Annotated in this window: 21 protein-coding genes and 1 tRNA gene; 5 read left to right on the top strand and 17 right to left on the bottom strand. The window is 70.6% G+C overall.

The window, feature by feature from the left end:
* Nucleotides 1-139 precede the first annotated feature (139 nt).
* Nucleotides 140-508, top strand: a complete 369-nt coding sequence (locus AB0B85_RS28315) for a VOC family protein (protein WP_357412027.1) — start codon at nt 140-142, stop codon at nt 506-508.
* A gap of 9 nt (nt 509-517) precedes the next feature.
* Here the strand turns inward: AB0B85_RS28315 and AB0B85_RS28310 are convergent, their stop codons facing one another.
* The 6 genes from AB0B85_RS28310 to AB0B85_RS28285 all read right to left on the bottom strand — a co-directional run bounded on the left by AB0B85_RS28310 (nt 518) and on the right by AB0B85_RS28285 (nt 5,204).
* The gene (locus AB0B85_RS28310) at nt 518-955 is read right to left on the bottom strand and encodes a hypothetical protein (RefSeq protein WP_357412010.1); all 438 of its coding nucleotides are present in this window, start codon (nt 953-955) and stop codon (nt 518-520) included.
* Between the two features lie 79 nt (nt 956-1,034).
* Nucleotides 1,035-1,403 carry a GntR family transcriptional regulator gene (locus AB0B85_RS28305; protein WP_357412009.1) on the bottom strand — a complete coding sequence of 123 codons (369 nt, stop codon included), beginning with the start codon at nt 1,401-1,403 and terminating at the stop codon, nt 1,035-1,037.
* 17 nt (nt 1,404-1,420) lie between these two features.
* The gene (locus AB0B85_RS28300) at nt 1,421-2,347 is read right to left on the bottom strand and encodes a YhjD/YihY/BrkB family envelope integrity protein (RefSeq protein ID WP_357412008.1); all 927 of its coding nucleotides are present in this window, start codon (nt 2,345-2,347) and stop codon (nt 1,421-1,423) included.
* Nucleotides 2,348-2,426: 79 nt separating this feature from the next.
* Nucleotides 2,427-3,008 (bottom strand): 2'-5' RNA ligase family protein, encoded by a 582-nt coding sequence (locus AB0B85_RS28295; RefSeq protein ID WP_357412007.1) that lies wholly within the window; start codon nt 3,006-3,008, stop codon nt 2,427-2,429.
* A gap of 12 nt (nt 3,009-3,020) precedes the next feature.
* Nucleotides 3,021-4,046, bottom strand: a complete 1,026-nt coding sequence (gene trpS, locus AB0B85_RS28290; protein WP_357412006.1) for a tryptophan--tRNA ligase — start codon at nt 4,044-4,046, stop codon at nt 3,021-3,023.
* Between the two features lie 33 nt (nt 4,047-4,079).
* Entirely contained in the window at nt 4,080-5,204 is a 1,125-nt protein-coding gene (locus tag AB0B85_RS28285) for a hemolysin family protein (RefSeq protein ID WP_357412005.1), read from the bottom strand.
* Nucleotides 5,205-5,452: 248 nt separating this feature from the next.
* Here AB0B85_RS28285 and galE point away from each other — a divergent pair, with 248 nt between their 5' ends.
* Together galE and galK are read left to right on the top strand one after the other, a co-directional pair.
* Nucleotides 5,453-6,385 (top strand): UDP-glucose 4-epimerase GalE, encoded by a 933-nt coding sequence (gene galE / locus AB0B85_RS28280; protein ID WP_357412026.1) that lies wholly within the window; start codon nt 5,453-5,455, stop codon nt 6,383-6,385.
* Nucleotides 6,382-7,551 carry a galactokinase gene (galK, locus tag AB0B85_RS28275; protein WP_357412004.1) on the top strand — a complete coding sequence of 390 codons (1,170 nt, stop codon included), beginning with the start codon at nt 6,382-6,384 and terminating at the stop codon, nt 7,549-7,551. Before galE ends, galK begins: the two co-directional genes overlap by 4 nt.
* 157 nt (nt 7,552-7,708) lie before the next feature.
* Here the strand turns inward: galK and AB0B85_RS28270 are convergent, their stop codons facing one another.
* The 8 genes from AB0B85_RS28270 to AB0B85_RS28235 all read right to left on the bottom strand — a co-directional run bounded on the left by AB0B85_RS28270 (nt 7,709) and on the right by AB0B85_RS28235 (nt 15,431).
* On the bottom strand, nt 7,709-9,004 hold the full coding sequence (locus AB0B85_RS28270) for a GTP-binding protein (RefSeq protein ID WP_357412003.1): 1,296 nt from the start codon (nt 9,002-9,004) through the stop codon (nt 7,709-7,711).
* Nucleotides 9,004-9,915 carry a sulfate adenylyltransferase subunit CysD gene (gene cysD / locus AB0B85_RS28265; protein ID WP_357075637.1) on the bottom strand — a complete coding sequence of 304 codons (912 nt, stop codon included), beginning with the start codon at nt 9,913-9,915 and terminating at the stop codon, nt 9,004-9,006. The genes AB0B85_RS28270 and cysD overlap by 1 nt, the downstream gene beginning before the upstream one ends.
* 75 nt (nt 9,916-9,990) lie before the next feature.
* Nucleotides 9,991-10,821, bottom strand: coding sequence for an inositol monophosphatase family protein (locus AB0B85_RS28260; RefSeq protein WP_357412002.1), 831 nt, complete (start codon nt 10,819-10,821; stop codon nt 9,991-9,993).
* A 135-nt stretch (nt 10,822-10,956) separates the two neighbouring features.
* Complete coding sequence (pth, locus tag AB0B85_RS28255) at nt 10,957-11,550, bottom strand: aminoacyl-tRNA hydrolase (RefSeq protein WP_357412001.1); 594 nt, start codon at nt 11,548-11,550, stop codon at nt 10,957-10,959.
* A 94-nt stretch (nt 11,551-11,644) separates the two neighbouring features.
* On the bottom strand, nt 11,645-12,343 hold the full coding sequence (locus tag AB0B85_RS28250; protein ID WP_357412000.1) for a 50S ribosomal protein L25/general stress protein Ctc: 699 nt from the start codon (nt 12,341-12,343) through the stop codon (nt 11,645-11,647).
* Nucleotides 12,344-12,677: 334 nt separating this feature from the next.
* The gene (locus AB0B85_RS28245) at nt 12,678-13,658 is read right to left on the bottom strand and encodes a ribose-phosphate diphosphokinase (protein ID WP_030329105.1); all 981 of its coding nucleotides are present in this window, start codon (nt 13,656-13,658) and stop codon (nt 12,678-12,680) included.
* Between the two features lie 58 nt (nt 13,659-13,716).
* A complete protein-coding gene (gene glmU / locus AB0B85_RS28240; protein ID WP_357411999.1) occupies nt 13,717-15,249 on the bottom strand; it encodes a bifunctional UDP-N-acetylglucosamine diphosphorylase/glucosamine-1-phosphate N-acetyltransferase GlmU in 1,533 nt (510 codons plus the stop codon).
* A gap of 110 nt (nt 15,250-15,359) precedes the next feature.
* A tRNA-Gln gene (locus AB0B85_RS28235) sits at nt 15,360-15,431 on the bottom strand.
* Between the two features lie 370 nt (nt 15,432-15,801).
* Here AB0B85_RS28235 and AB0B85_RS28230 point away from each other — a divergent pair.
* Both AB0B85_RS28230 and AB0B85_RS28225 read left to right on the top strand, forming a co-directional pair.
* The gene (locus AB0B85_RS28230; protein ID WP_357411998.1) at nt 15,802-16,767 is read left to right on the top strand and encodes an acyl-CoA desaturase; all 966 of its coding nucleotides are present in this window, start codon (nt 15,802-15,804) and stop codon (nt 16,765-16,767) included.
* A 220-nt stretch (nt 16,768-16,987) separates the two neighbouring features.
* Nucleotides 16,988-17,677: a TetR/AcrR family transcriptional regulator gene (locus AB0B85_RS28225; protein WP_357411997.1), complete on the top strand. Its 690-nt coding sequence runs from the start codon at nt 16,988-16,990 to the stop codon at nt 17,675-17,677.
* Nucleotides 17,678-17,684: 7 nt separating this feature from the next.
* Here the strand turns inward: AB0B85_RS28225 and AB0B85_RS28220 are convergent, their stop codons facing one another.
* From AB0B85_RS28220 to AB0B85_RS28210, 3 genes are all read right to left on the bottom strand, one after another.
* Complete coding sequence (locus AB0B85_RS28220; RefSeq protein ID WP_357411996.1) at nt 17,685-18,161, bottom strand: DUF4383 domain-containing protein; 477 nt, start codon at nt 18,159-18,161, stop codon at nt 17,685-17,687.
* A gap of 207 nt (nt 18,162-18,368) precedes the next feature.
* Nucleotides 18,369-18,824 (bottom strand): DUF4383 domain-containing protein, encoded by a 456-nt coding sequence (locus tag AB0B85_RS28215; RefSeq protein WP_357411995.1) that lies wholly within the window; start codon nt 18,822-18,824, stop codon nt 18,369-18,371.
* A 102-nt stretch (nt 18,825-18,926) separates the two neighbouring features.
* A complete protein-coding gene (locus tag AB0B85_RS28210) occupies nt 18,927-20,732 on the bottom strand; it encodes an ABC-F family ATP-binding cassette domain-containing protein (protein ID WP_357411994.1) in 1,806 nt (601 codons plus the stop codon).
* Nucleotides 20,733-20,734 lie beyond the last annotated feature (2 nt).

Here is a 20,734-nt window from a genome sequence, read left to right as displayed (position 1 = left end):
CCTTGTGGTGGGGGGTGAGGTGCCACCGGCACCGCGCGGAGTCCGCTCCGCGCGGTGCCGGTGTCCGTCTGCCGCCGATGGTGTGGCCAGCCGCCGTCGCGGGTACCGCATCGGGCACCATCGCTACGGAGGTGAACCCATCGTGGTACGGATAGCGCAGTGCACGCTCGACGTCGAGGATCTGGACCTGATGGTCGCGTTCTGGTCAGCGGCGCTCGGCTACCAGGTCGACCAGGGCGACGACGGCAGCGCCAAGCTCCGGCCGCCGGGACGGTCGGCCGGCGCGCCCACCGTGTGGTTGCAGGGCTCGGGCACCGCCAAGCGGGGCAAGAACCGGCTGCACCTCGACCTGGTCGCGGACGCCGACCCGGAGGCCGAGGTACGGCGACTGCTGAGCCTCGGTGCGCGGCCCGTCGACGTCGGGCAGACCGGGGCCGAAGGGTTCACGGTGCTCGCCGACCCGGAGGGCAACGAGTTCTGCGTGCTGGACGGGCCGCCGACCCGCTGACGCTCGGAGTCACTTCGCGGTGAGCAGCGCCGCGATCCGGGTGAAGCCGGCGCGCACCTCGGCCTCGTCCGGCGGCTCGGCGGGCGCACCGTGGCCAGCCTCGTCGGCGGCGGCGTCCAACTCCTCGTCGATCACGTCCTCGAAGTCGCCGTACAGGTCGGCGCCCTCGACCTGCCTCGCCTCGTCCTCGGCGGCGACCTGCGCGGCGGCGATCTCATCGCGGATCTCGTCGGCGGAGAGCGCCGGCAGCAACGGCTCCACCACCGCCATCAGTTGCTCCTCGGCCACCACCGCCTCGGCCAGCGCCAACGCGTGCGGCCGCTCGTACGGCCCGCAGACCACCGGCTCCCACTCGTCCAGCTCGCCGAGCGGACCGAAGGTGATGATCCAGGGCAGCCCGAGCAGCGGCGAGTCGGCCGGTAGGTCCAGAGTCATGAGTGCGCCCACCGGCTCATCATGGTCCGCGAACGTGAGCACCGGTGGCTTTCGGCTCAGTTTCCGCCGTCCGGTGCGCTGCCGGCGACGGTCAGCCGGGGCGGACGGCATCCAGGGCGGCGCGGACCAGGGCGAGCGCGGTGGCCGGCGGTACGCCGAGCCGGGTCGCCTCGGCCGCGTAGCCGGCCGCCGCCCGCTGCAACCTGTCGACGGCGTCGTCCCGGCCGGGGGCGACGAACGTGCCGTTGCGCCCCCGGGTCTCCAGCAGCCCGGCCGCCTCCAACTCCCGGTACGCCCGGGCCACCGTGTTCGCGGCCAGGCTGAGGTCGGCGGCGAGCTGCCGGACGGTGGGCAGTCGACATCCGACCGGCAGCCGACCGTCGCCGATCAACTCGGCGAGCTGCCCACGGACCTGCTCGTACGGGGGCACCGACGAGTCCGGGTCGACCGAGATCAGCATCTGCACACCTTCCGTCCTCAGCTCGCACCACCCGGCGTACCGGGATCGGTGTCCTCGTCGACCCCGCCCGTCGGGGCGGCGGCCTCCGCCAGGTCCACCACCCGCCCGTTCCTGCTTGTCGCGAGGAGCGCGGCACCGAACAGCACAAGTTGGTTGAGCAGGTAGAGGTAGAGCAGCAGACCGACGGCACCGGCCACCACCGTGTACGCCGGGTTCCGCTCGGTACGCACCACGTAGTAGCGCCCCACCGTGTTCAACAGGGTGATCCCGACCGCCACCACCAGCACCACCGGGCGCAGCCGGGACCTGCTCATCCGCAGCCGGGGCACCGCGAGGAGCAACGCGGTGGCCAGGACCGCGTTGACAAGCACGCTGAGCACCGCGCTGATCGTGGTGAGGCCTACCGACCCGGTGCTGCGCAGGAGGAAACGCAGCAACGACTCCAACGCGTCCACGGCCGCGACCGAGAGGCCGAGCAGCACGAAGACACCGATCATCACGCCCAGGTCGACCAGCCGTCGGATCACCAGGTTGCCGGGCTGCTGGTTGAGTTGGTACATCAGCCGCTGCGAGGACCGAATGGCCTCCACCCACCCGATCCCGGTGAACACCAGGATGACCAGACCGACCACACCGACAGTGCCGCTGGAGTTGGCGATCTGCTGGGCGTCCAGGAAGGGCAGGTTCTCCCGGAGGAAGCCGGCTGCCGCCGCGCTCACCTCGTCGTTGTCCTCCAGAATCGCGCCGAAGATGGAGAACGCGACAAGGGCGAGGGCGAACACCGCGAAGAAGCCGTAGTAGGCGATCGCGGCGGCCAGCCGCCCGGCCAGCACCTCGGCGTACAGGGCGCCGGCCCGCCACACGTGATCGAACAGGCTCGACCGGTGGCGCGCGGCGCTCACCCAGCGGTCGATGCCCGCTTCGATCCAGCCGATCACGTTCACGCGATCATCCTCGCCGATCTCGCACCGCCGTAGTGGCAACCGGCTCCCGCTGCTCACCTACCGGCGCGTCGCCGACGGTTCAGGTGCCGAGGCGGAAGTCCCGGCGCGGCTGCCACCGAGCCTCCCCGCTGTGCGAGAAGAGGGTGAACGCCTCGACCTCGAACATCGCGGAGAAGTCGGCCAGGTCCTCGTACACCTTGTCCAGGGTCTCCGGTGCCACGTCCTGCGCCACTGTGACGTGCGGATGGTACGGGAAGCGGGCCTTGCGGTGTAGGTCCGGCGTCGCGGTGATGGCTGCGGCAAGCAACTCACACTCGCTGATGCCGGCGGCCACCGCGACGAACACCACCTGGGTGACCGGACGGAACGTGCCGGCGCCCCGCAGGTGCAGCGTGAACGGCAGGTGCGTGGCGGCGACGGCGGCCAGGTGCCGCTCGACGGCGGGCAGGCTGGCCGTCCGGATCTCGGTGGGCGCGAGCAACGTCACGTGTGCGGGGACCGCGAGCGGGTCACCGGCCTCGACCCGCCGCCTGGTGAGCTGGGCACCCCAGGGCTCGGGAATGTCCACCGCGATGCCGATCTGGATGGTGTCGCCGGTCGGCGACACCCCGCCACTGCGATCCACGCTTCGCGCCGCCCCTCCGGCCACCGACCCGGTCATCTGCGCGCGGCGCTACTCGCCGCGCACGGGCGGGAAGAACCCGACCCGCTCGTACGTGGACCGCAGGGTCGCCGAGGCCACCGCGCGGGCCTTCTCCGCACCGGCGGCGAGCAGCTTGTCCAGCTGGGCCGGGTCGTCGAGGTAGGCACGGGTGCGTTCCTGGACCGGACGGACGAACTCCGCCACCACCTCGGCCAGCTCCTTCTTCAGGTCGCCGTAGCCGCGGCCGGCGAACGCGGCCACCAGCTCGTCGATGCCGCGGCCGCTCAGCGCCGAGTAGATGGTCAGCAGATTGGACACCCCCGGCTTCGTCTCGGTGTCGAAGACGATCTCCCGGCCGGTGTCCGTCACCGCGGATCGGATCTTCTTGGCCGATCGGGCCGGATCGTCCAACAGGTCGATGATGCCGGAGGGCGAGGACGACGACTTGGACATCTTCGCCGTCGGGTCCTGGAGATCGGTGATCTTCGCGGTGTCCTTCACGATGTGCGGCGCGGGCACCGTGAACGTCGGGCCGAACAGCGAGTTGAACCGCTGGGCCAGATCCCGGGAAAGCTCCAGGTGCTGGCGCTGGTCCTCGCCGACCGGCACCGCGTTGGCCTGGTAGAGCAGGATGTCGGCGGCCTGCAGGACCGGGTAGGTGAACAGCCCGACGCTGGCCCGCTCGTTGCCCTGCTTCTGCGACTTGTCCTTGAACTGGGTCATCCGGCTGGCCTCGCCGAAACCGGTGATGCAGCCCAGCACCCAGGCCAGCTGCGGGTGCTCGGGCACCTGCGACTGCACGAACAGCGTGCTGCGCTCCGGGTCGAGCCCGACCGCGAAGAGCTGGGCGGCGGCCACCCGCGTCCGCTGCCGCAGCTGCGCCGGGTCGTGCCCCGCGGTGATGGCGTGCAGGTCCACCACGCAGTAGAACGCGTCGTGGGTCTCCTGCAACGCCACCCAGTGCCGCACCGCGCCCAGATAGTTGCCGAGATGGAACGAGTCGGCCGTCGGCTGGATGCCGGAGAAGACGCGGGGACGGGCGGGAACGTCGGACATGGCGATAATTCTGTCAGCAACCAACCCGGTCCGTCATGACGGGCCGGCGGGTCGGCCGCGGCCCGCCGGTGTCGGGGCGCTGACCTCGGGTGGTACGCCCGGATCGACCCGGCGCGTCGACCCGGTCGGCAACCCGTGGTGCCGCCCGGCCACCGTCTCCCGCGCCGGGCCGACACTGTGCTCGCGGCGCTGCTGCTCCGGCACCCGGACGGCGGAGACCGCGAGCCGCGCCACCCGACGGCCGTCCAGCGCGAGGACCCGCAGCAGCCAGCCGTCCGGCGGGTCGGCGGGATCCGGCCCGCCGGCATCGGCTGGCTCACCGGGCACCGGCACCTCGTCACCGGTCACCGGAAGCCGCCCCAGCGCCGCCATCACGTACCCGCCGACCGTCTCGTACGGCCCGGCGGGGAGCACCACCCCGGTCCGCTCGGCGAAGTCGGCGAGGTTGAGCCGGCCGTCCACCACGGCCGGCAGACCGACGTGCACCGGGTCCGGCGTGGTGTCGTACTCGTCGCGGATCTCGCCGATCACCTCCTCGATGAGGTCCTCAAGCGTGACGATGCCGGCGGTGCCGCCGTACTCGTCGACCACCACCGCCAGGTGCTGGCCCTCCCGGCGCATCTCGGTGAGCGCGGGAAGCACCCGCTTGCTTCCGGGCAGTCGCTTCACCTCCCGGGCCAGTTCGCCGACTGTGGCACACGGGTCGGCGTCCGGACGCAGCAGCACGTCCCGCAGGTGCACGAAGCCGACCACGTCGTCGTGGGTGCCGTCGGTGACCGGGTAGCGGGTGTGCGTCTCGGCGCGGACCAGCCGGGCGGCCTCGGTGATGGTGAGCCGGGCCGGGAGGAAGACGACCTCGGTGCGCGGCATCATCACCTCGCGGACCAGGCTGGCGCCGGCCACCAGTACCTCGTCGATGATCCGGCGTTCGTCGGGGTCGAGCACCGTGTTCGCCGCGACCAGATCGCGTAACTCGGCCTCGGTGATGCGCTCCCGGCCGGCCGCCGGCCCGGCCCCGAGCAGGTCGGTGACGAGTCGGGAGGCGCCGTCGGCGGTGCGGACCAGCACCCGGGCGACGGCCCGGGCGAGCGGCCCGGGGTCGCGGCGGGGTCGTTCCCGCACGCGTCGCCGGAGCCCGGTACGGGCCGCTTCCCGCATGACAGAGATGGTAGACACCGTTCGCTCGCCCCACCGGGAATCGGCCGGAGCGGACCAGCATGTGCGGGTCTGTTTAATCATGAGAGTTTATGATGGAATAAGGATGGCGGTGCCGTCGGTCAGGGCACCGGCCGCCACCCTAGGGTGATCAGCGAAGGCCACGTCCCGGGCGGGCCAGGCAGGAGGCAAACGACGTGAAACTGCTCGTGACCGGGGGCGCCGGCTTCATCGGCAGCGTGGTGACCCGAATGCTGCTGGACGCGGGTCACCAGGTGGTCGTCCTGGACGACCTGCGCACCGGGCACCGCGAGGCGCTCGCCCCGGACGCGACCCACGTCGAGGCGTCCATCCACGACGCCGCCCGCGTCCTCACCCCCGACGCCGGCTTCGACGGGGTGCTGCACTTCGCGGCCCTGATCGCCGCCGGCGAGTCGATGGTCAAACCAGAGCTCTACTGGCAGACCAACACCGTCGGCACACTCGCCCTGATCGACGCGGTCCGGGCCGCCGGCGTGCCCCGCATGGTCTTCTCCTCCACCGCCGCCGTCTACGGCAACCCCACCCAACTGCCGATCACCGAGAGCGCGGTCAAGGCACCCACAAGCACGTACGGCGCCACCAAGCTCGCCGTCGACATGGCGCTCACCTCCGAGGCCATCGCGCACGGGCTGGCCGCCGTGTCGCTGCGCTACTTCAACGTCGCGGGCGCCCACCTCGACGGCGACGTCGCGATCGGCGAACGACACGACCCGGAGACGCACCTGATCCCGATCGCGCTCGAGGTCGCCGCCGGCCGGCGGGAGAAGCTCCAACTCTTCGGCGACGACTACCCCACAGTGGACGGCACCTGCGTCCGCGACTACATCCACGTCGCCGACCTGGCCCGCGCGCACCTGCTGGCGCTGGACGCGGCCACCGGCGGCCAACACCGGATCTACAACCTCGGCAACGGCAACGGCTTCACCAACCGCCAGGTCGTCGACGTGGTCCGCGAGGTCACCGGGCACCAACTACCCGTCGAGGTGGCCCCGCGCCGCGAGGGTGACCCGGCCGAGCTGGTCGCCTCCTCCGCGTTGGCCCGCGACGAGCTGGGCTGGGTGCCGCGGAAGCCGACCCTGCACGACATGGTCGGCGACGCCTGGGCCTTCTACCGCACGCACATCCTGGAGCAGCAGCCGTGACCGACCCCACGCGTGCCGTGGCCGACCGGGCCGCCGCCGGCTTCACCACGCAGTACGGCGGTCCGGCCACCGGCCGCTGGGCCGCGCCCGGCCGGGTCAACCTGATCGGCGAGCACACCGACTACAACGACGGGTTCGTGCTGCCCTTCGCGCTGCCACTGCGTACCGTGGTCGCCGCCGACCGGCAGGACGGCGAGCGCTGGACGGTCTGGTCCGAGCTCTCCGACGAGACGATCACCTTTGGCGCGGACGACGTGGCCGAGCCCGGCCGGGTGACCGGCTGGGGCGCGTACGTGGCCGGGGTGGTCTGGGCGCTGCGCGACGCCGGTCACGCGGTGCCCGGCGCCCGGCTGGCGATCGCCTCCGACGTGCCGCTGGGTGCCGGGCTCTCCTCCTCGGCCGCGCTGGAGTCGTCAGTGCTCGCCGCCCTGCTCGACCTCGGTGGGCTGGACCTGTCCCCCGAGCGCCAGCCGCGGTTGGCGCAGCGGGCGGAGAACGTCTACGTGGGCGCGCCGACCGGCATCATGGACCAGTCCGCGGTGATCCGCTGCCGGGAAGGGCACGCGCTCTTCCTCGACTGCCGCGACGAGTCCGTCGAGCACATTCCGTTCGACCTGGACGCCGCCGGTCTGGCCGTGCTCGTCATCGACAGCCGCGCACCGCACCGGCACGCCGACGGGGAGTACGCTGCACGCCGCCGCTCCTGCGAGGCGGCCGCCAAGGCGCTCGGCGTCGCCGCGCTGCGCGACGTGACAGTCGACCAGCTCGACAGCGCCCTGGCCAGCCTCGACGACGAGGAGACCCGACGGCGCGTCCGGCACGTGGTCACCGAGGACCAGCGGGTGCTGGACACTGTGGCGCTGCTGCGCGCCGGCCGGGTCGGGGACATCGGCCCGCTGCTCACCGCCTCGCACGCGTCCATGCGCGACGACTTCGAGATCACCGTCCCGGAGATCGACACGGCGGTCGAGGCGGCGCTGTCGGCCGGCGCGCTCGGTGCCCGGATGACCGGCGGCGGGTTCGGCGGCTGTGTCCTGGCTCTGATCGAGGCCGACCGCGCCGACGAGACGACCGCAGCCGTCGAGGCCGCCTACGCCGAACGGGGCTTCACCACCCCCGCGACCCTGACCGCCCTGCCCTCCCCCGGCGCCACCCGCCTGGACTGATCTCCACCCCGTCGCCCGGGAAGAGGCTCGCGTCAGCAACCGGGCTCGGGGTGGGAGCGGCATGACCGTGCTTGTTCATGGAAGTAGTGGCCTCCCTGTTCCGGGAGGCCACTACTTCACAGATCGAGCGTGATCTTGCACGGGGTCGGGGGGCCGGTCAGGCGGCTTCGACGATCATGGCGGCGCCCACCGTGCGGTTTGTGGTTTCGTCGATGATGACGAAACCACCGGTGGTGCGGTTGCGGCGGTACTCGTCGGCGAGCAGCGGCACCGTCGTCCGCAGCCGCACCCGGCCGATCTCGTTGAGCCGCAGCTCGTCGGCCGACTCGTCGCGGTGCAGCGAGTTGATGTCCAACCGGTAGTGCAGCCCCCGCACGATCGCCCGCGCCGACCTGGTGGTGTGCTTGATCGCGTACCGGGCGCCGACCCGCAGCGGGGCCGTCTCGTCCATCCAGCAGACCATCGCCTCGATGTCCTGGGCCACCGCCGGCGCGTTGTTGGGCCGGCAGATCAGATCACCCCGGGAGATGTCGATCTCGTCGGCCAGCCGTACCGTCACCGACATCGGCGGGAACGCCTCCGGCACCGGCCCGTCGGCGGTCTCCACACTGGCGATCCGACTGGTGAAGCCGGACGGCAGCACCATCACCTCGTCGCCCGGCTTGAGCACCCCGGAGGCCACCTGGCCGGCATAGCCGCGGTAGTCGGTGACAGTGGTGGACTGCGGCCGGATCACGTACTGCACCGGGAACCGGACGTCGACCAGGTTGCGGTCGCTGGCGATGTGCACCCGCTCCAGGTGGTGCAGCAGCGACGGGCCTTCGTACCACTGCATGTTCTCGGAGCGGGCGACGATGTTGTCGCCGCGCAGCGCGGAGATCGGCACCACTGTCAGGTCCGGTGCGTCGAGTTTCGCGGCGAACGCGGTGAACTCGTCGGCGATCCGCTCGTAGACCTCCTGCGACCAGTCCACCAGATCCATCTTGTTGACACAGAGGACCAGGTGCGGAACCCGCAGCAGCGAGCAGAGGAACGCGTGCCGGCGGGACTGCTCGACAAGGCCCTTGCGGGCGTCCACCAGGATCAACGCCAGGTCGGCGGTGGACGCCCCGGTGACCATGTTGCGGGTGTACTGGATGTGCCCGGGGGTGTCGGCGATGATGAACTTGCGGCGTGGGGTGGCGAAGTACCGGTACGCCACGTCGATGGTGATGCCCTGCTCCCGCTCGGCCCGCAGACCGTCGGTGAGCAACGCCAGGTTCGTGTATTCGTCGCCACGGGCCGCGCTGACCGCCTCCACCGCGGCCAACTGGTCGGTGAAGAGCGACTTGGTGTCGTAGAGCAGCCGGCCGATAAGTGTCGACTTGCCGTCGTCCACGCTGCCGGCGGTGGCGAAGCGCAGCAGGTCCATCGAGCGCGCCTCGGCAGTCGGGGCCATCGTCTCGGTGCTCATCAGAAGTAGCCCTCCCGCTTGCGGTCCTCCATGGCGGCCTCGCTCACCCGGTCGTCACCACGGGTGGCGCCGCGCTCGGTGATCCGGGTGGCCGCCACCTCCTCGATGACCTTCTCCACGGTGTCCGCGTCGGAGCGGACCGCCGCGGTGCAGGAGGCGTCGCCGACGGTGCGATAGCGCACCTGCGCCTTGAACCGCTCCTCCCCCGCGCGCGGGCGGAAGAACTCGTTCACCGCGTAGACCATGCCGTCCCGCTCGATCACCTCGCGCTCGTGCGCGTAGTAGATCGAGGGCAGCGGGATGCGCTCCCGGGCGATGTAGTGCCAGACGTCCAACTCGGTCCAGTTGGACAGCGGGAAGACCCGGATCGACTCGCCGGGGTGGTGCCGGCCGTTGTACAGCGACCACAGCTCAGGTCGCTGGTTCTTCGGGTCCCACTGGCCGAACTCGTCGCGGAAGCTGAACACCCGCTCCTTGGCCCGCGCCTTCTCCTCGTCGCGGCGGGCCCCGCCGAACAGCGCGTCGAAGCGGTGCTTCTCCACCGCGTCCAGCAGCACCGGCGTCTGGATGCGGTTGCGCATCCCGTCGCCGGACTCCCGGACCATGCCGCTGGCCAGCGCCTCCGGCACACTCGCCACCACGAGCTGCAACCCCAGCTCGGCGACCCGCTGGTCGCGGTATTCCAGGACCTCCGGGAAATTGTGCCCGGTGTCGACGTGCATGACCGGGAAGGGGATGCTGGCCGGGGCGAACGCCTTCTGCGCCAACCGCAGCATGACGATCGAGTCCTTGCCGCCGGAGAAGAGCAACACCGGGCGTTCCATCTCGGCTACCACCTCGCGCATCACGAAGATGCTCTCCGCCTCCAGGGCGTCCAGGTGGGAGACCCGGTAGGCGGCGGGGGTGGTCATGACACCGGCTCGATTCGCTCGCTCATCCGATTTCCAGACCTTTCCGGTCGGACATGTCAAGAAAGTGCGCTCAGGCTACCCGGAATGCCTCTGCAGCGCTGCAAGCAACCGGCTGGCGAGATCCTTGCGACAGACCAGCAGGTCCGGCAGGCGCGGATCCGCCTCGTTGTATTTCAGCGCAGAACCATCGATCCGGGAAGCGTGTAGTCCGGTGGCCGTCGCCACAGCAACCGGGGCGGCCGAGTCCCACTCGTACTGCCCACCCGCGTGGATGTACGCGTCCACCTCGCCGGTGACCACTGCGGCGATCTTCGCGCCGGCCGATCCCATCGGCACCAGATGCGCCCCGACGTCCTCGGCCAGGTCGGTCAGGAAGACCGGCGGCCGGCTCCGGCTGGCCGCCAGGCGGATCTTCCGCTCGCCGGCCGTCGCGGCCTCCACAGTCATCGGCGGGTACGCCGGCGGGTAGTCAGTGCCCAGCACCCGGTGCTGCGCCGGCAACCCCACCGCCCCGGCGACCAGCCCGTGCGGGCTCGGCGCGCTGCGCGCCCAGAGCGCCACGTGCACCGCCCAGTCCGAGCGGCCCTCCTCGGAAAACTCGCGGGTGCCGTCCAACGGGTCGATGATCCACACCCGGTCCGCTGTCAACCGGGACACCGCCCCGGTGTTCACCTCAGCCGCCCAGGCCAGCCGCGATCCCTCGTCCTCCTCGGAGAGCACCGCGTCGCCCGGCCGCCACTTCGCCAGCTCCGTGCGGATCAGGTCGTGGGAAACCTTGTCCCCGGCCGACTTCAGCGCGCCGGTGTCCGCGAAGCCCATCTCGACGCGTAGGTCGAGCAGCGCCTGCCCGGCCCGCGACGCCAACCACCTGGCGAACGCACCGTCGATCATCGGAGGACTGGTCATCTGCCCGCTCCTGTCGCCTCGCCGCGACCCGTGCCCGCACGGACCGATTCGCCACGACCCGCGTCGCCGGTCGCGGCACGCCGAAAGGCGCAGACTACCGGCCGACCGTTTCGGATCCGGTACGCCTCGCCCGACTCAGCCCCCGTGGTAGAGGTTCTGCGTCGGCTCCACGCCCTTGACGATCACCGACTCCACCACGTCGGCGGCCCGGTCGACAAGGAAATCCAACTCCTTGCGCTCCGCGGTGCCGAAATCCGACAACACGTAATCCGCCGGATCCTGCCGCCCCGGCGGCCGGCCGACGCCGAACCGGACCCGGGCGTAGTCCTTCGTGCCCAACGACTTCGACATCGAACGCAGGCCGTTGTGCCCGCCCTCACCGCCGCCGAACTTGATCCGCACCTGCCCGAAGTCGATGTCCAGCTCGTCGTGCACAGCGATCACCTGCGCCGCCGGCACCTTGTAGAACTGGGCCAGGGCGGCCACCGGCCCACCGGAGAGGTTCATGTACGTCAGCGGCTTCGCCAGTACCAGCTTCGGCCCACCGAAGCCCAACCGCGTCTCGGCCACCTCGGCCACCGCCCGCTTGTGCCGGCCGAACCGCGCGCCGAACCGCCCGGCCAGCAGATCGGCCACCATGAAGCCGACGTTGTGCCGGTTCCCGGCGTACTCCCGACCCGGGTTGCCCAGGCCGACCACCAGCCACGGCCCCGCCGCCTCGTCCGTCACGACCCGTCCCTCCCGACGCTCATCCCACCGACTCCCGATACGCCGACAGGCGCCCCCGAACGTCCGGGAGCGCCTGTCGCAGAGCTTGAACCGATCAGGCCTCGGTGCGCGCCTCGGCGTTCTCGTCGCCCTCGGCGGCCGGAGCCTCGTCCGCGCCCTCGGAGCCCTCGGTGGTCTCGCCGGCCTCGGCCTCGGCCTCGTCGGTCGCGACCTCGACCTCGGGCAGCGTCGCCTCGAGCTGCTCGGCGGTGGGGGCGGCGGTCACCGACGCGACGGTCAGGTCGGAGTCGGCGGCCAGCTCGACGCCGGACGGCAGCTCGACGTCACCGGCGGTCACCTGGGTGCCCGCCTCCAGGCCCTCGATCGACGCCTCGAGGTGGTCCGGCACCTTGGTGGCGTCGGCGGTCACCGAGAGGGTGTCGTGGTCGTGCACGATCAGGGTGTCCCGGGCGGCCTCGCCGGTCAGCTGCACCGGAACCTCGACGGTGACCTTCTCGCCCCGACGGACCAGGATCAGGTCGACGTGCTCGAAGGTGTCCCGGATCGGGTCCCGCTGGATCGCCTTCGGCAGCGCCAGCACCTGGGTGCCGTCGGTGATGTCGATCGCGAAGAGCTGGTTGGCACCGCCCTTGCGGATCGCCGCGGCGAACTCCCGCGACGGCAGCGCGATGTGCTTGGGCTTCTCGCCGTGGCCGTACAGCACGGCGGGCACCTTGCCGGCCCGGCGGGTACGGCGGGCACCACCCTTGCCGAACTCGGTGCGGGGCTCGGCGCTGATCTTTACCTCGGACACGGGGAAACTCCTGATGCTTTTCGCTGCGGCGGCTTGTCGTCTGGCGGTGCTGGGGCGAGGGGCTCGCTGGGGCTCATGCGTCATGAACGACTGCCCGGAGCACCGCGTCGATGACGGTGCCTCCGTGCGGCGCTTTTCAGCGGCCCGCCGGGCACCCTCGCCGTGGCAACCGCACCAGTCTACCCGAGCTGTTTCCAGGGTTTCCGGCAGTCCCCGTTCACGGCTCCAGACCGGCGCGTCGGTGGTATTCCCACCAACGTGCCGGCCCCGTTTCCACAAGTTTGACAGCCCCGCCCCCGCCGGAATGCTGAGTGGCGGAAACGGGGCCCATCAATCAGCTCAGGCCGCCGAACAGGGTGGTCACCGAACCGTCGTCGAAGACCTCTCGGATCGCCCGCGCCAGCAGCGGCGCGATCGACAACACGGTCAGCTTGTCCAACTGCTTCTCCGGCGGCAGCGGCAACGTGTTGGTCACCACGATCTCGCTTATCGAGCTGTTCTTCAGGCGCTCCGTGGCCGGGTCGGAGAGCAACGCGTGGGTGGACGCGACAACGATCTCCGCCGCCCCGGACTCCTTGAGGATGTCCGCGGCCTTGGCGATCGTGCCACCGGTGTCGATCATGTCGTCGACGATCAGACAGACCCGGCCCTCCACCTCGCCGACCACCCGGTTCGCCACTACCTGGTTCGGCTTCATCGGGTCGCGGGTCTTGTGGATGAACGCCAGCGGGCAACCGCCGAGCCGGTCGGTCCACCGCTCGGCCACCCGTACCCGGCCGGAATCGGGGGCCACCACTGTCATCGGTCGGCCGGCGTACTTGTGCTCCACGTACTCGGCCAGGATGTCCATCGCGAAGAGGTGGTCCACCGGACCGTCGAAGAAGCCCTGGATCTGCGCGGTGTGCAGGTCGACGGTGAGGATGCGGTTCGCGCCCGCGGTCTTCAACAGGTCCGCCACCAGCCGGGCCGAGATCGGCTCCCGGCCGCGGTGCTTCTTGTCCTGCCGGGCGTACGGGTAGAACGGCAGCACCACGGTGATCCGCTTGGCGGACCCCCGCTTCAGCGCGTCCACCATGATCAGGGTCTCCATGACCCACGTGTTCACCCCGTGCGTGACGGACTGCACCACGAAGGCGTCCGAACCACGCACCGAGTCCTTGAACCGTACGAAGATCTCGCCGTTGGCGAACTCGTACGCGTCGGCCGGGGTCGGCGCGACGCCGAGCACCTCGCCGATCTCCTTGGCCAACTCCGGAAAGCCACGTCCGGAAAAGAGCATCAGGCTTTTGCGGTTTTCGGCGACGATGCTGCCCATGGGCCCGTCTGCTCCCGTTTTGTCGGCGGTACCCGACCCGGTGGTGGGGGGTCGGGGACTATTCGGTTGCAGTATCTCCCGCGCCGGATGTGCCGCCCACCGTCTCGGTCACCCCGTGCATTGCCTCACTGTCGCTTGCGGCTCCGGCCATTCCCGACGCACCCTTCGCGTCGGCGGCCCGCTGCGCGGCCTCGGCCGCCGGCGTACCGGCCCGCCGCTTCACCACCCAGCCCTCGATGTTGCGCTGGCGGGCACGGGCCACACCCATCGCACCCGCCGGTACGTCGTCCACGATCACCGAGCCGGCCGCCGTGTACGCGCCGTCGCCCACCTCGACCGGCGCCACGAACATGTTGTCCGCACCCGTCCGGGCGTGGCTGCCGATCACCGTGCGGTGCTTGTTGACCCCGTCGTAGTTGACGAAGACCGACGCCGCGCCGATGTTCGTCTGCTCCCCGATCGTCGCGTCACCCACGTACGTCAGGTGCGGCACCTTCGCGCCGGGCCCGATCTCGGACTTCTTCACCTCGACGAACGTGCCGACCTTCGCCTTCTCGCCCAGCCGGGCCTCCGGTCGCAGGTACGCGTACGGGCCCACGCTGGCGCCCGCGCCGACCTCGGCGCCGACGGCGTGACTGCGGACCACCGACGCCCCCGGGCCGACGATCGTGTCGATGAGCGTGACGTCCGGCCCGACCGACGCTCCCGCACCGACCACCGTCGCACCGCGCAACTGGGTGTTCTGGTCGACCACCGCGTCGCGGTCCAACGCGACCGTCACGTCGATCCAGGTGGTCACGGGGTCGAGCAGGCTCACTCCGGTACGCATCCACGCCTCGTTGACCCGGTCGCGCAGCAGCCGGCGCAGCGCCGCCAACTCCACCCGGTCGTTGCAGCCCAACGTCTCGACGTGATCGGCGGCCAGGTGCACGGCGACCGGCTCACCGGCGGAACGGAGCAGGCCGAACACGTCGGTCAGGTACTCCTCGCCCTGGTCGTTGTCGGTGGAGAGCTTGCCCAGCGACTCGCGCAGCCGCACCGCGTCGAACGCGTAGATGCCCGCGTTGATCTCCCGGATCGCGCGCTGCGCCGCGTCGGCGTCGCGCTGCTCGACGATCTGCTCCAGGTGACCGTCGGCGTCCCGGACGATCCGTCCGAGCCCGGTCGGGTCGGGCACCTCGGCGGCCAGCACGGTGGCCGCCGCAGCCGCCTCCTCGTGCGCTGTCACCAGCGCGCCGACCGTCTCGGGGCGCAACAGCGGCACGTCCCCGTTGATCACCACAACCGTGCCGGCGCCGTCCGGGACGGCGTCCAGCGCGATCCGCACGGCATGTCCGGTGCCGAGCTGTTCGGCCTGGAGCACGGGCATGGCGGCCGGGGCGATCTCGGACAGGTGCTCCCGAACCTTGTCGGCGCCGTGCCCCACCACGACGACGGTCCGGTCCGCGGTCAACGGCGCGGCAGCGCTGAGCACGTGACCGAGCAGCGTCCGACCGAGCAGGGGGTGCAGCACCTTGGGTAGCGTCGACTTCATCCGCTTGCCCTCACCGGCGGCGAGTACGACGACGGTACGAAGGTGGGGCTGGGGCACGACGTGGCTCCCGTCGGGACGGCGGACACTTCCGCGGCCATGCTAACCGCGAGGACCGGCACCTTCCCCTCTTACCCCCACCCGAGCCCAAAACGGACGTAGGTGGGCAGCTCGGCCGCCAGGGTTCGAACCTGAAATACGGGTACCAAAGACCCGGGTGTTGCCAATTACACCACGGCCGATCAACGACGCGAGGACGTCGCGCGGGGAATTGGGTGTCCCGCCGCTACACCTTAGCGCCCCGGCCGGTGGACGCCATCGCTCATCCCGCCGCACACCGGCAGCGACGCGAAAGCGGACGGCGGGAACGATGCGGCAGGCCGGTGCCACAAGCCACCGGTTTCGTGCCTTCGAGGCATCCAGGCCACGTTTCGAGCGAGCCCCGAGTCGAACAGTCGGCTCCCCCTCCCACTCACCACGACGGCACCTGACCTGCGGATTTCGGCGATGAAGTGAGGGCCGCTCGAAACTTCCCCGTGCGATCTACGGAGCCGTAAGTTACGGTGACGTAGGCGTAGCTTTGTGATCGTCACCGTCCCCCTGCGAGGTCTCATGTCCACCACTCTGCTCGATCCGAACCCGGCCGCCAGCGGCCCCAAGCCACTCACCGACGGCAGCCAGTCCCCCGGCATCCTGGCCGCCCTCTATGCCTTCGTGGTGATCCCCTTCGTGGCCCTGCTTGTCGCCGTCCCGCTGGCCTGGGGTGGCTGGCTGGGCTGGACCGACGTGATCATCGGTCTGGTCTTCTACGTGGTAAGCGGGCTCGGCATCACCGTCGGCTTCCACCGCTACTTCACGCACGGCTCGTTCAAGGCCAAGCGGTGGCTGCGCGTCTCCCTGGCGGTGGCGGGTTCGCTCGCGGTGCAGGGCGACATCATCCAGTGGGTGGCCGACCACCGACGGCACCACGCCTTCTCCGACCTGGAGGGCGACCCGCACTCCCCGTGGCGCTTCGGCACCAGCTTCTGGGCACTGACCCGGGGCCTGTTCCACGCACACGTGGGCTGGTTGTTCCGTCGGGAGCTGTCCAACCGGGAGCGGTTCGCCCCGGACCTCATCGCCGACCGCGACATCAGCCGGGTGGACCGGCTGTTCCCGGTGCTGGTGATGGTTTCGCTGCTCGGTCCGGCGCTGATCGGCGGCCTGGTGACCTGGTCGTGGCAGGGCGCGCTCACCGCGTTCTTCTGGGCCGGGCTGGTCCGGATCGGCCTGTTGCACCACGTCACCTGGGCGATCAACTCGGTCTGCCACGTCTACGGCGAGCGTCCGTTCGCGATGCGTCAGGGCGACCGTGCGTCGAACTTCTGGCCGCTGGCGATCCTGTCGTTCGGCGAGAGCTGGCACAACCTGCACCATGCCGACCCCACGAGTGCCCGGCACGGTGTGCTCCGCGGCCAGGTGGACATCTCCGCCCGGGTGATCTGGTTGTTCGAGAAGGTCGGCGCGGCGACGCAGGTGCGCTGGCCAAAGCCGGAGCGCCTCGCCGCCAAGCTGGTGAAGCCGGTCGCACCCCGGTAAAACCGGGCGGTACCGCGGGTTGCCGCCTGGCAGGATGGCCGGATGACCGAGCCACGCGGGGACCGGACGGCTCGGCGGACGGGGGCCGGCGCCGAGCCAGGTACGGTCGGACGGGCGGCAGGGCGGTCGGACCGCCGGCCAGTGAGGCGACGACGTGAACGGGCACAGCGGAGGCACCATTCCACGGCAGGGCGTAACCGAGCGCCAGCGAGGTGGCGACATGCCTGAGGTAACTGACGGTGACAGTGTCGGCGGCCGACGGGTGATACCGCCGGTTCCCGCGCCCAAACCCACCTCCCGGGTCCGCATGTCGGCGGCGCAGCGACGCGAGCAGTTGATTGCGACAGGTCGGCAGCTCTTCGCCGAACGCGGTTTCGACGCCACCTCCATCGAGGAGGTGGCGGCCCGCGCCAAGGTCTCCAAACCTGTGGTGTACGAGCACTTCGGTGGCAAGGAAGGGCTCTACGCGGTGGTGGTGGACCGGGAGGTCCGGGCCCTGCTGGACCGGATCACCACGGCATTGACCGCCGGGCACCCGCGGGAGCTGCTGGAGCAGGCGGCGCTGGCTCTGCTCACCTACATCGAGGAGGAGACGAGCGGTTTCCGGGTGCTGGTCCGCGAGTCGCCACTGATGTCCGGCACTGCCAACTTCAGCAGCGTGATGAACGACGTCGCGCACCAGGTCGAGCACATCCTGGGCGCCGAGTTCAAGAGCCGGAGCTACGACCCGAAGCTTGCCGAGCTGTACTCGCAGGCGCTCGTCGGCATGGTGGCGCTCACCGGCCGCTGGTGGCTCGAGGTGCGCAAGCCGCGCAAGGAGACGGTGGCGGCACACCTCGTGAACCTGGCCTGGAACGGGTTGTCGCACCTGGAGGCGAAGCCGACGTTGATCACCGCCCGGCGTCGCTGACCGTTCGTCAGCGGCGGTGCACGTCCGCCACCGGGTGTTTGCGGTTCGCCAGCTCGGCCTCTGCGTGTTCCTGTGGGCCGACCTTGTCGTACAGCCCGGTGCCGAGCAGGATCAGGCCGAACAGCATCGACACGACAACTGTCGACATCGAGAAGTTGAGAAAGTTCGCCCGGGTCTGCAGCACCGACATCATCAGGATGCTGGTGACCAGGAACACCACGCCGGCCGTGAGGTTCATGTAGTGGCCCAGGTTGGTGCGCTGGGACGCCCCGATGATCAGGACGATCCCGAAGACCACCGAGGCGAGTGAGAAGGCCAGGTTGGTCCGCAGCCCGAGGGCCCAGGTGCTGCTCCGGTCAAAGAGCGGGTCGCCGATCGTCTCGGCGACGCCCCAGACGCCGAAGACCAGGATGTAGACGCCGATCAGACCGGAGAGGACCCGGTAGAGCGGCCGTGCCGGATGGTTCACCGGAAAGTGCGGCATAGCGCCAACCCCCTGAATCGACCGTTTCAGGAGGATTGTCACTCAGGGCAGAGCTGACTGTCCGAAGAACCACGAAGCCGAAGGGGTCCGCCGAAGGTTGGACCAGGTCAGGTTTCGCCGGAGCCCGAGCTGCACAGGGATCAAGCCTGACCGCCCGGAGCAGCTCGGGCTCCGGCGAAAACCCACTACCGCAACCAGAGAAAAGCTTCAGAGCACCAGCCGAGCCTTGTGGAAGGCCTCCGCCTCCTCCTCCGACCCGACCTTGCCGTACATCCCGACCATGAGCAGCACCAGGGCGATGGCCATCACGACGATGACGGTGACGATGCTGAAGTTGAGGATGTTGGCGTCGGTCCGGATGAAGGCCAGGCTGGCCAGGCTGATCGCCATCAGGATGTACGACAGCCACTGGTTGATCGCCACGTCGATGTTGCGGCCGAGCACGGTGCCGACCAGCACGACGACGCCGAGCAGCACGCTGAGCAGCGAGAAGCCGAGGTTCGTGCCCTGGCCGAGGACCCGGGTGTCATCCTGGGCGAGGATCTCGTTGCCGGCGCTCGCGATGATGCCGAGCACGCCGAAGACCACCAGGTACAGACCGGTCAGCCCGCCGATCGCCCGGTAGATCGGCCGCGCGGGGTGGTTGACGGGGGTGTGGGCCATGTCTGAGTCTCCAACGCCGTGGGGTAGGTGTCGCCGACGATTGTCCCGCACGTGGTGGTGTGACGCCGCACACGGCCCCCGGGCCGGCGTGGCCGGGCCCGGTCAGCTCTCGGGAAGCTCCTCGGCGAGCGTCATCCAGGTCTCCTCGATCCGCTCCCGCTCGGCGCGCAGATCCTTGAGCTGAGCGTCCAGGTCGGCGACCCGGGCATAGTCGGTGGCGTCCGCCGCGAGCTGGTCGAGCAGGCTGGTCTCGCGTTGGTCGAGCTTGCCGAGCTGTCGTTCCAGCCGGGTCAGCTCCTTGCGGGCCTGACGGACCTCGGCTGCGGACATGCCGCCGCCCGGGGCGGCAGCGGGCGCGGAGGGCGACGTGCCGCCCGCCCGAGCCGAGCCGGCCCGCTCCGCGGTCCGGGCGAGGTACTCGTCGACGCCGCCCGGTAGGTGCACCAGCCGGCCGTCGCCGAACATCCCGTACGCGGTGTCGGTGACCCGCTCGATCAGGTAGCGGTCGTGACTCGCCACGATGATCGTGCCGGGCCACGAGTCGAGCAGGTCCTCCAGCGCGGCGAGGGTGTCGGTGTCCAGGTCGTTCGTGGGCTCGTCGAAGAGCAGCACGTTGGGCTCGCCAGCGAGCAACCGCAGCATCTGCAACCGACGGCGTTCCCCACCGGAGAGGTCACTGACCGGGGTCCAGAGCCGCCGGTCGTCGAAGCCGAACACCTCGGCGAGCTGGGACGCGGAGACCTCCCGGTCGCCGAGCTGCACCCGACGGGCGACCTCCTCGACGGCCTCGAGCACCCGCAGGTGCCCCGGCAGCTCGCTGAGCTCCTGCGACAGGAACGCGGGCCGTACCGTGGAGCCGGTGCCGAGGCGACCACCGTCGGGGCGGGTGATGCCGGCGAGCATCCGCAGCAGCGTGGTCTTGCCGGCGCCGTTGGCACCGAGGATGGCGATCCGGTCACCCGGGCCGACCAGCCAGGTGACGTCGCGCAGGATCTCCTTGGGGCCGGCGTGCAGCTCGACGTTCTCCAGCTCGTACACCTGCTTGCCGAGCCGGGAGACGGCCATCCGCTGGAGGGACATGGTGTCCCGGGCCGGTGGCACGTCGGCGATCAGCGCGTTCGCTGCGTCGATGCGGAACTGCGGCTTGGAGGTCCGGGCCGGCGGCCCACGGCGCAGCCAGGCGATCTCCTTGCGGAGCAGGTTCTGCCGGCGGGCCTCGGTCGCGGCGGCGACGCGCTCGCGCTCGGCGCGGGCCAGGGTCCAGGCGGCGAAGCCGCCCTCGTAGGCGCGGACGGTCTGGTCCGCGACCTCCCAGGTGTTGGTACAGACAGCGTCGAGGAACCACCGGTCGTGGGTGACCACCACCAGGGCACCCTTGCGGCCGACCAGGTGCCGGGCCAGCCAGTCGACACCGCCGACGTCGAGGTGGTTTGTCGGCTCGTCGAGAATCAGCAGGTCGGAGTCGCGGACGAGGAGCGCGGCGAGCGCCACCCGCCGCCGTTCGCCACCGGACATCGGACCGACCGGCTGGTCGAGGCCGAGGTGCGGCATGCCGAGGCCGTCGAGGATGGCGCGCACCCCGGCGTCGCCGGCCCACTCGTGCTCGGCGCCCATGCCCTCGTCCAGCCAGGCGGTGCCGAGCACGACATCCCGGACGGTGGCGTCGGGCGCGAGGGTGAGCTGCTGGGGCAGCCAGAGCACGCGCAGGTCACGGCGGTGGGTCACCCGGCCGTCGTCGGGGTCCTCCTGCTTGGTGAGCAGCCGCAGCAGGGTGGACTTGCCGGCGCCGTTGAGGCCGACCACGCCGATCCGGTCGGCGTCGTCCAGGCCGAGCGAGACGTCCGTGAGCAGCCGCCCTGCTGCGCCGTACCCCTTGGACACCCGGTCCAGATTGACGATGTTCGCCACGT

Origin of the sequence: Micromonospora sp. NPDC049044, from assembly GCF_040649215.1 — a bacterium.
GTDB lineage: Bacteria > Actinomycetota > Actinomycetes > Mycobacteriales > Micromonosporaceae > Micromonospora.
Note: the sequence above shows the minus strand (reverse complement) of the source record. Positions and strands in the feature narration are given on the sequence as shown.

Coding starts and splice junctions, on each gene's coding strand:
- AB0B85_RS28305 (WP_357412009.1), bottom strand. CDS start 1,403: ATGCTGATCTCGGTCGACCCGGACTCGTCGGTGCCCCCGTACGAGCAG.
- trpS (WP_357412006.1), bottom strand. CDS start 4,046: ATGTCCGACGTTCCCGCCCGTCCCCGCGTCTTCTCCGGCATCCAGCCG.
- AB0B85_RS28285 (WP_357412005.1), bottom strand. CDS start 5,204: ATGCGGGAAGCGGCCCGTACCGGGCTCCGGCGACGCGTGCGGGAACGA.
- AB0B85_RS28220 (WP_357411996.1), bottom strand. CDS start 18,161: ATGCCGCACTTTCCGGTGAACCATCCGGCACGGCCGCTCTACCGGGTC.
- AB0B85_RS28270 (WP_357412003.1), bottom strand. CDS start 9,004: ATGAGCACCGAGACGATGGCCCCGACTGCCGAGGCGCGCTCGATGGAC.
- AB0B85_RS28230 (WP_357411998.1), top strand. CDS start 15,802: ATGTCCACCACTCTGCTCGATCCGAACCCGGCCGCCAGCGGCCCCAAG.
- AB0B85_RS28295 (WP_357412007.1), bottom strand. CDS start 3,008: ATGACCGGGTCGGTGGCCGGAGGGGCGGCGCGAAGCGTGGATCGCAGT.
- AB0B85_RS28245 (WP_030329105.1), bottom strand. CDS start 13,658: ATGGGCAGCATCGTCGCCGAAAACCGCAAAAGCCTGATGCTCTTTTCC.
- galE (WP_357412026.1), top strand. CDS start 5,453: ATGCTGCTGGACGCGGGTCACCAGGTGGTCGTCCTGGACGACCTGCGC.
- AB0B85_RS28260 (WP_357412002.1), bottom strand. CDS start 10,821: ATGACCAGTCCTCCGATGATCGACGGTGCGTTCGCCAGGTGGTTGGCG.
- cysD (WP_357075637.1), bottom strand. CDS start 9,915: ATGACCACCCCCGCCGCCTACCGGGTCTCCCACCTGGACGCCCTGGAG.
- AB0B85_RS28225 (WP_357411997.1), top strand. CDS start 16,988: ATGCCTGAGGTAACTGACGGTGACAGTGTCGGCGGCCGACGGGTGATA.
- AB0B85_RS28215 (WP_357411995.1), bottom strand. CDS start 18,824: ATGGCCCACACCCCCGTCAACCACCCCGCGCGGCCGATCTACCGGGCG.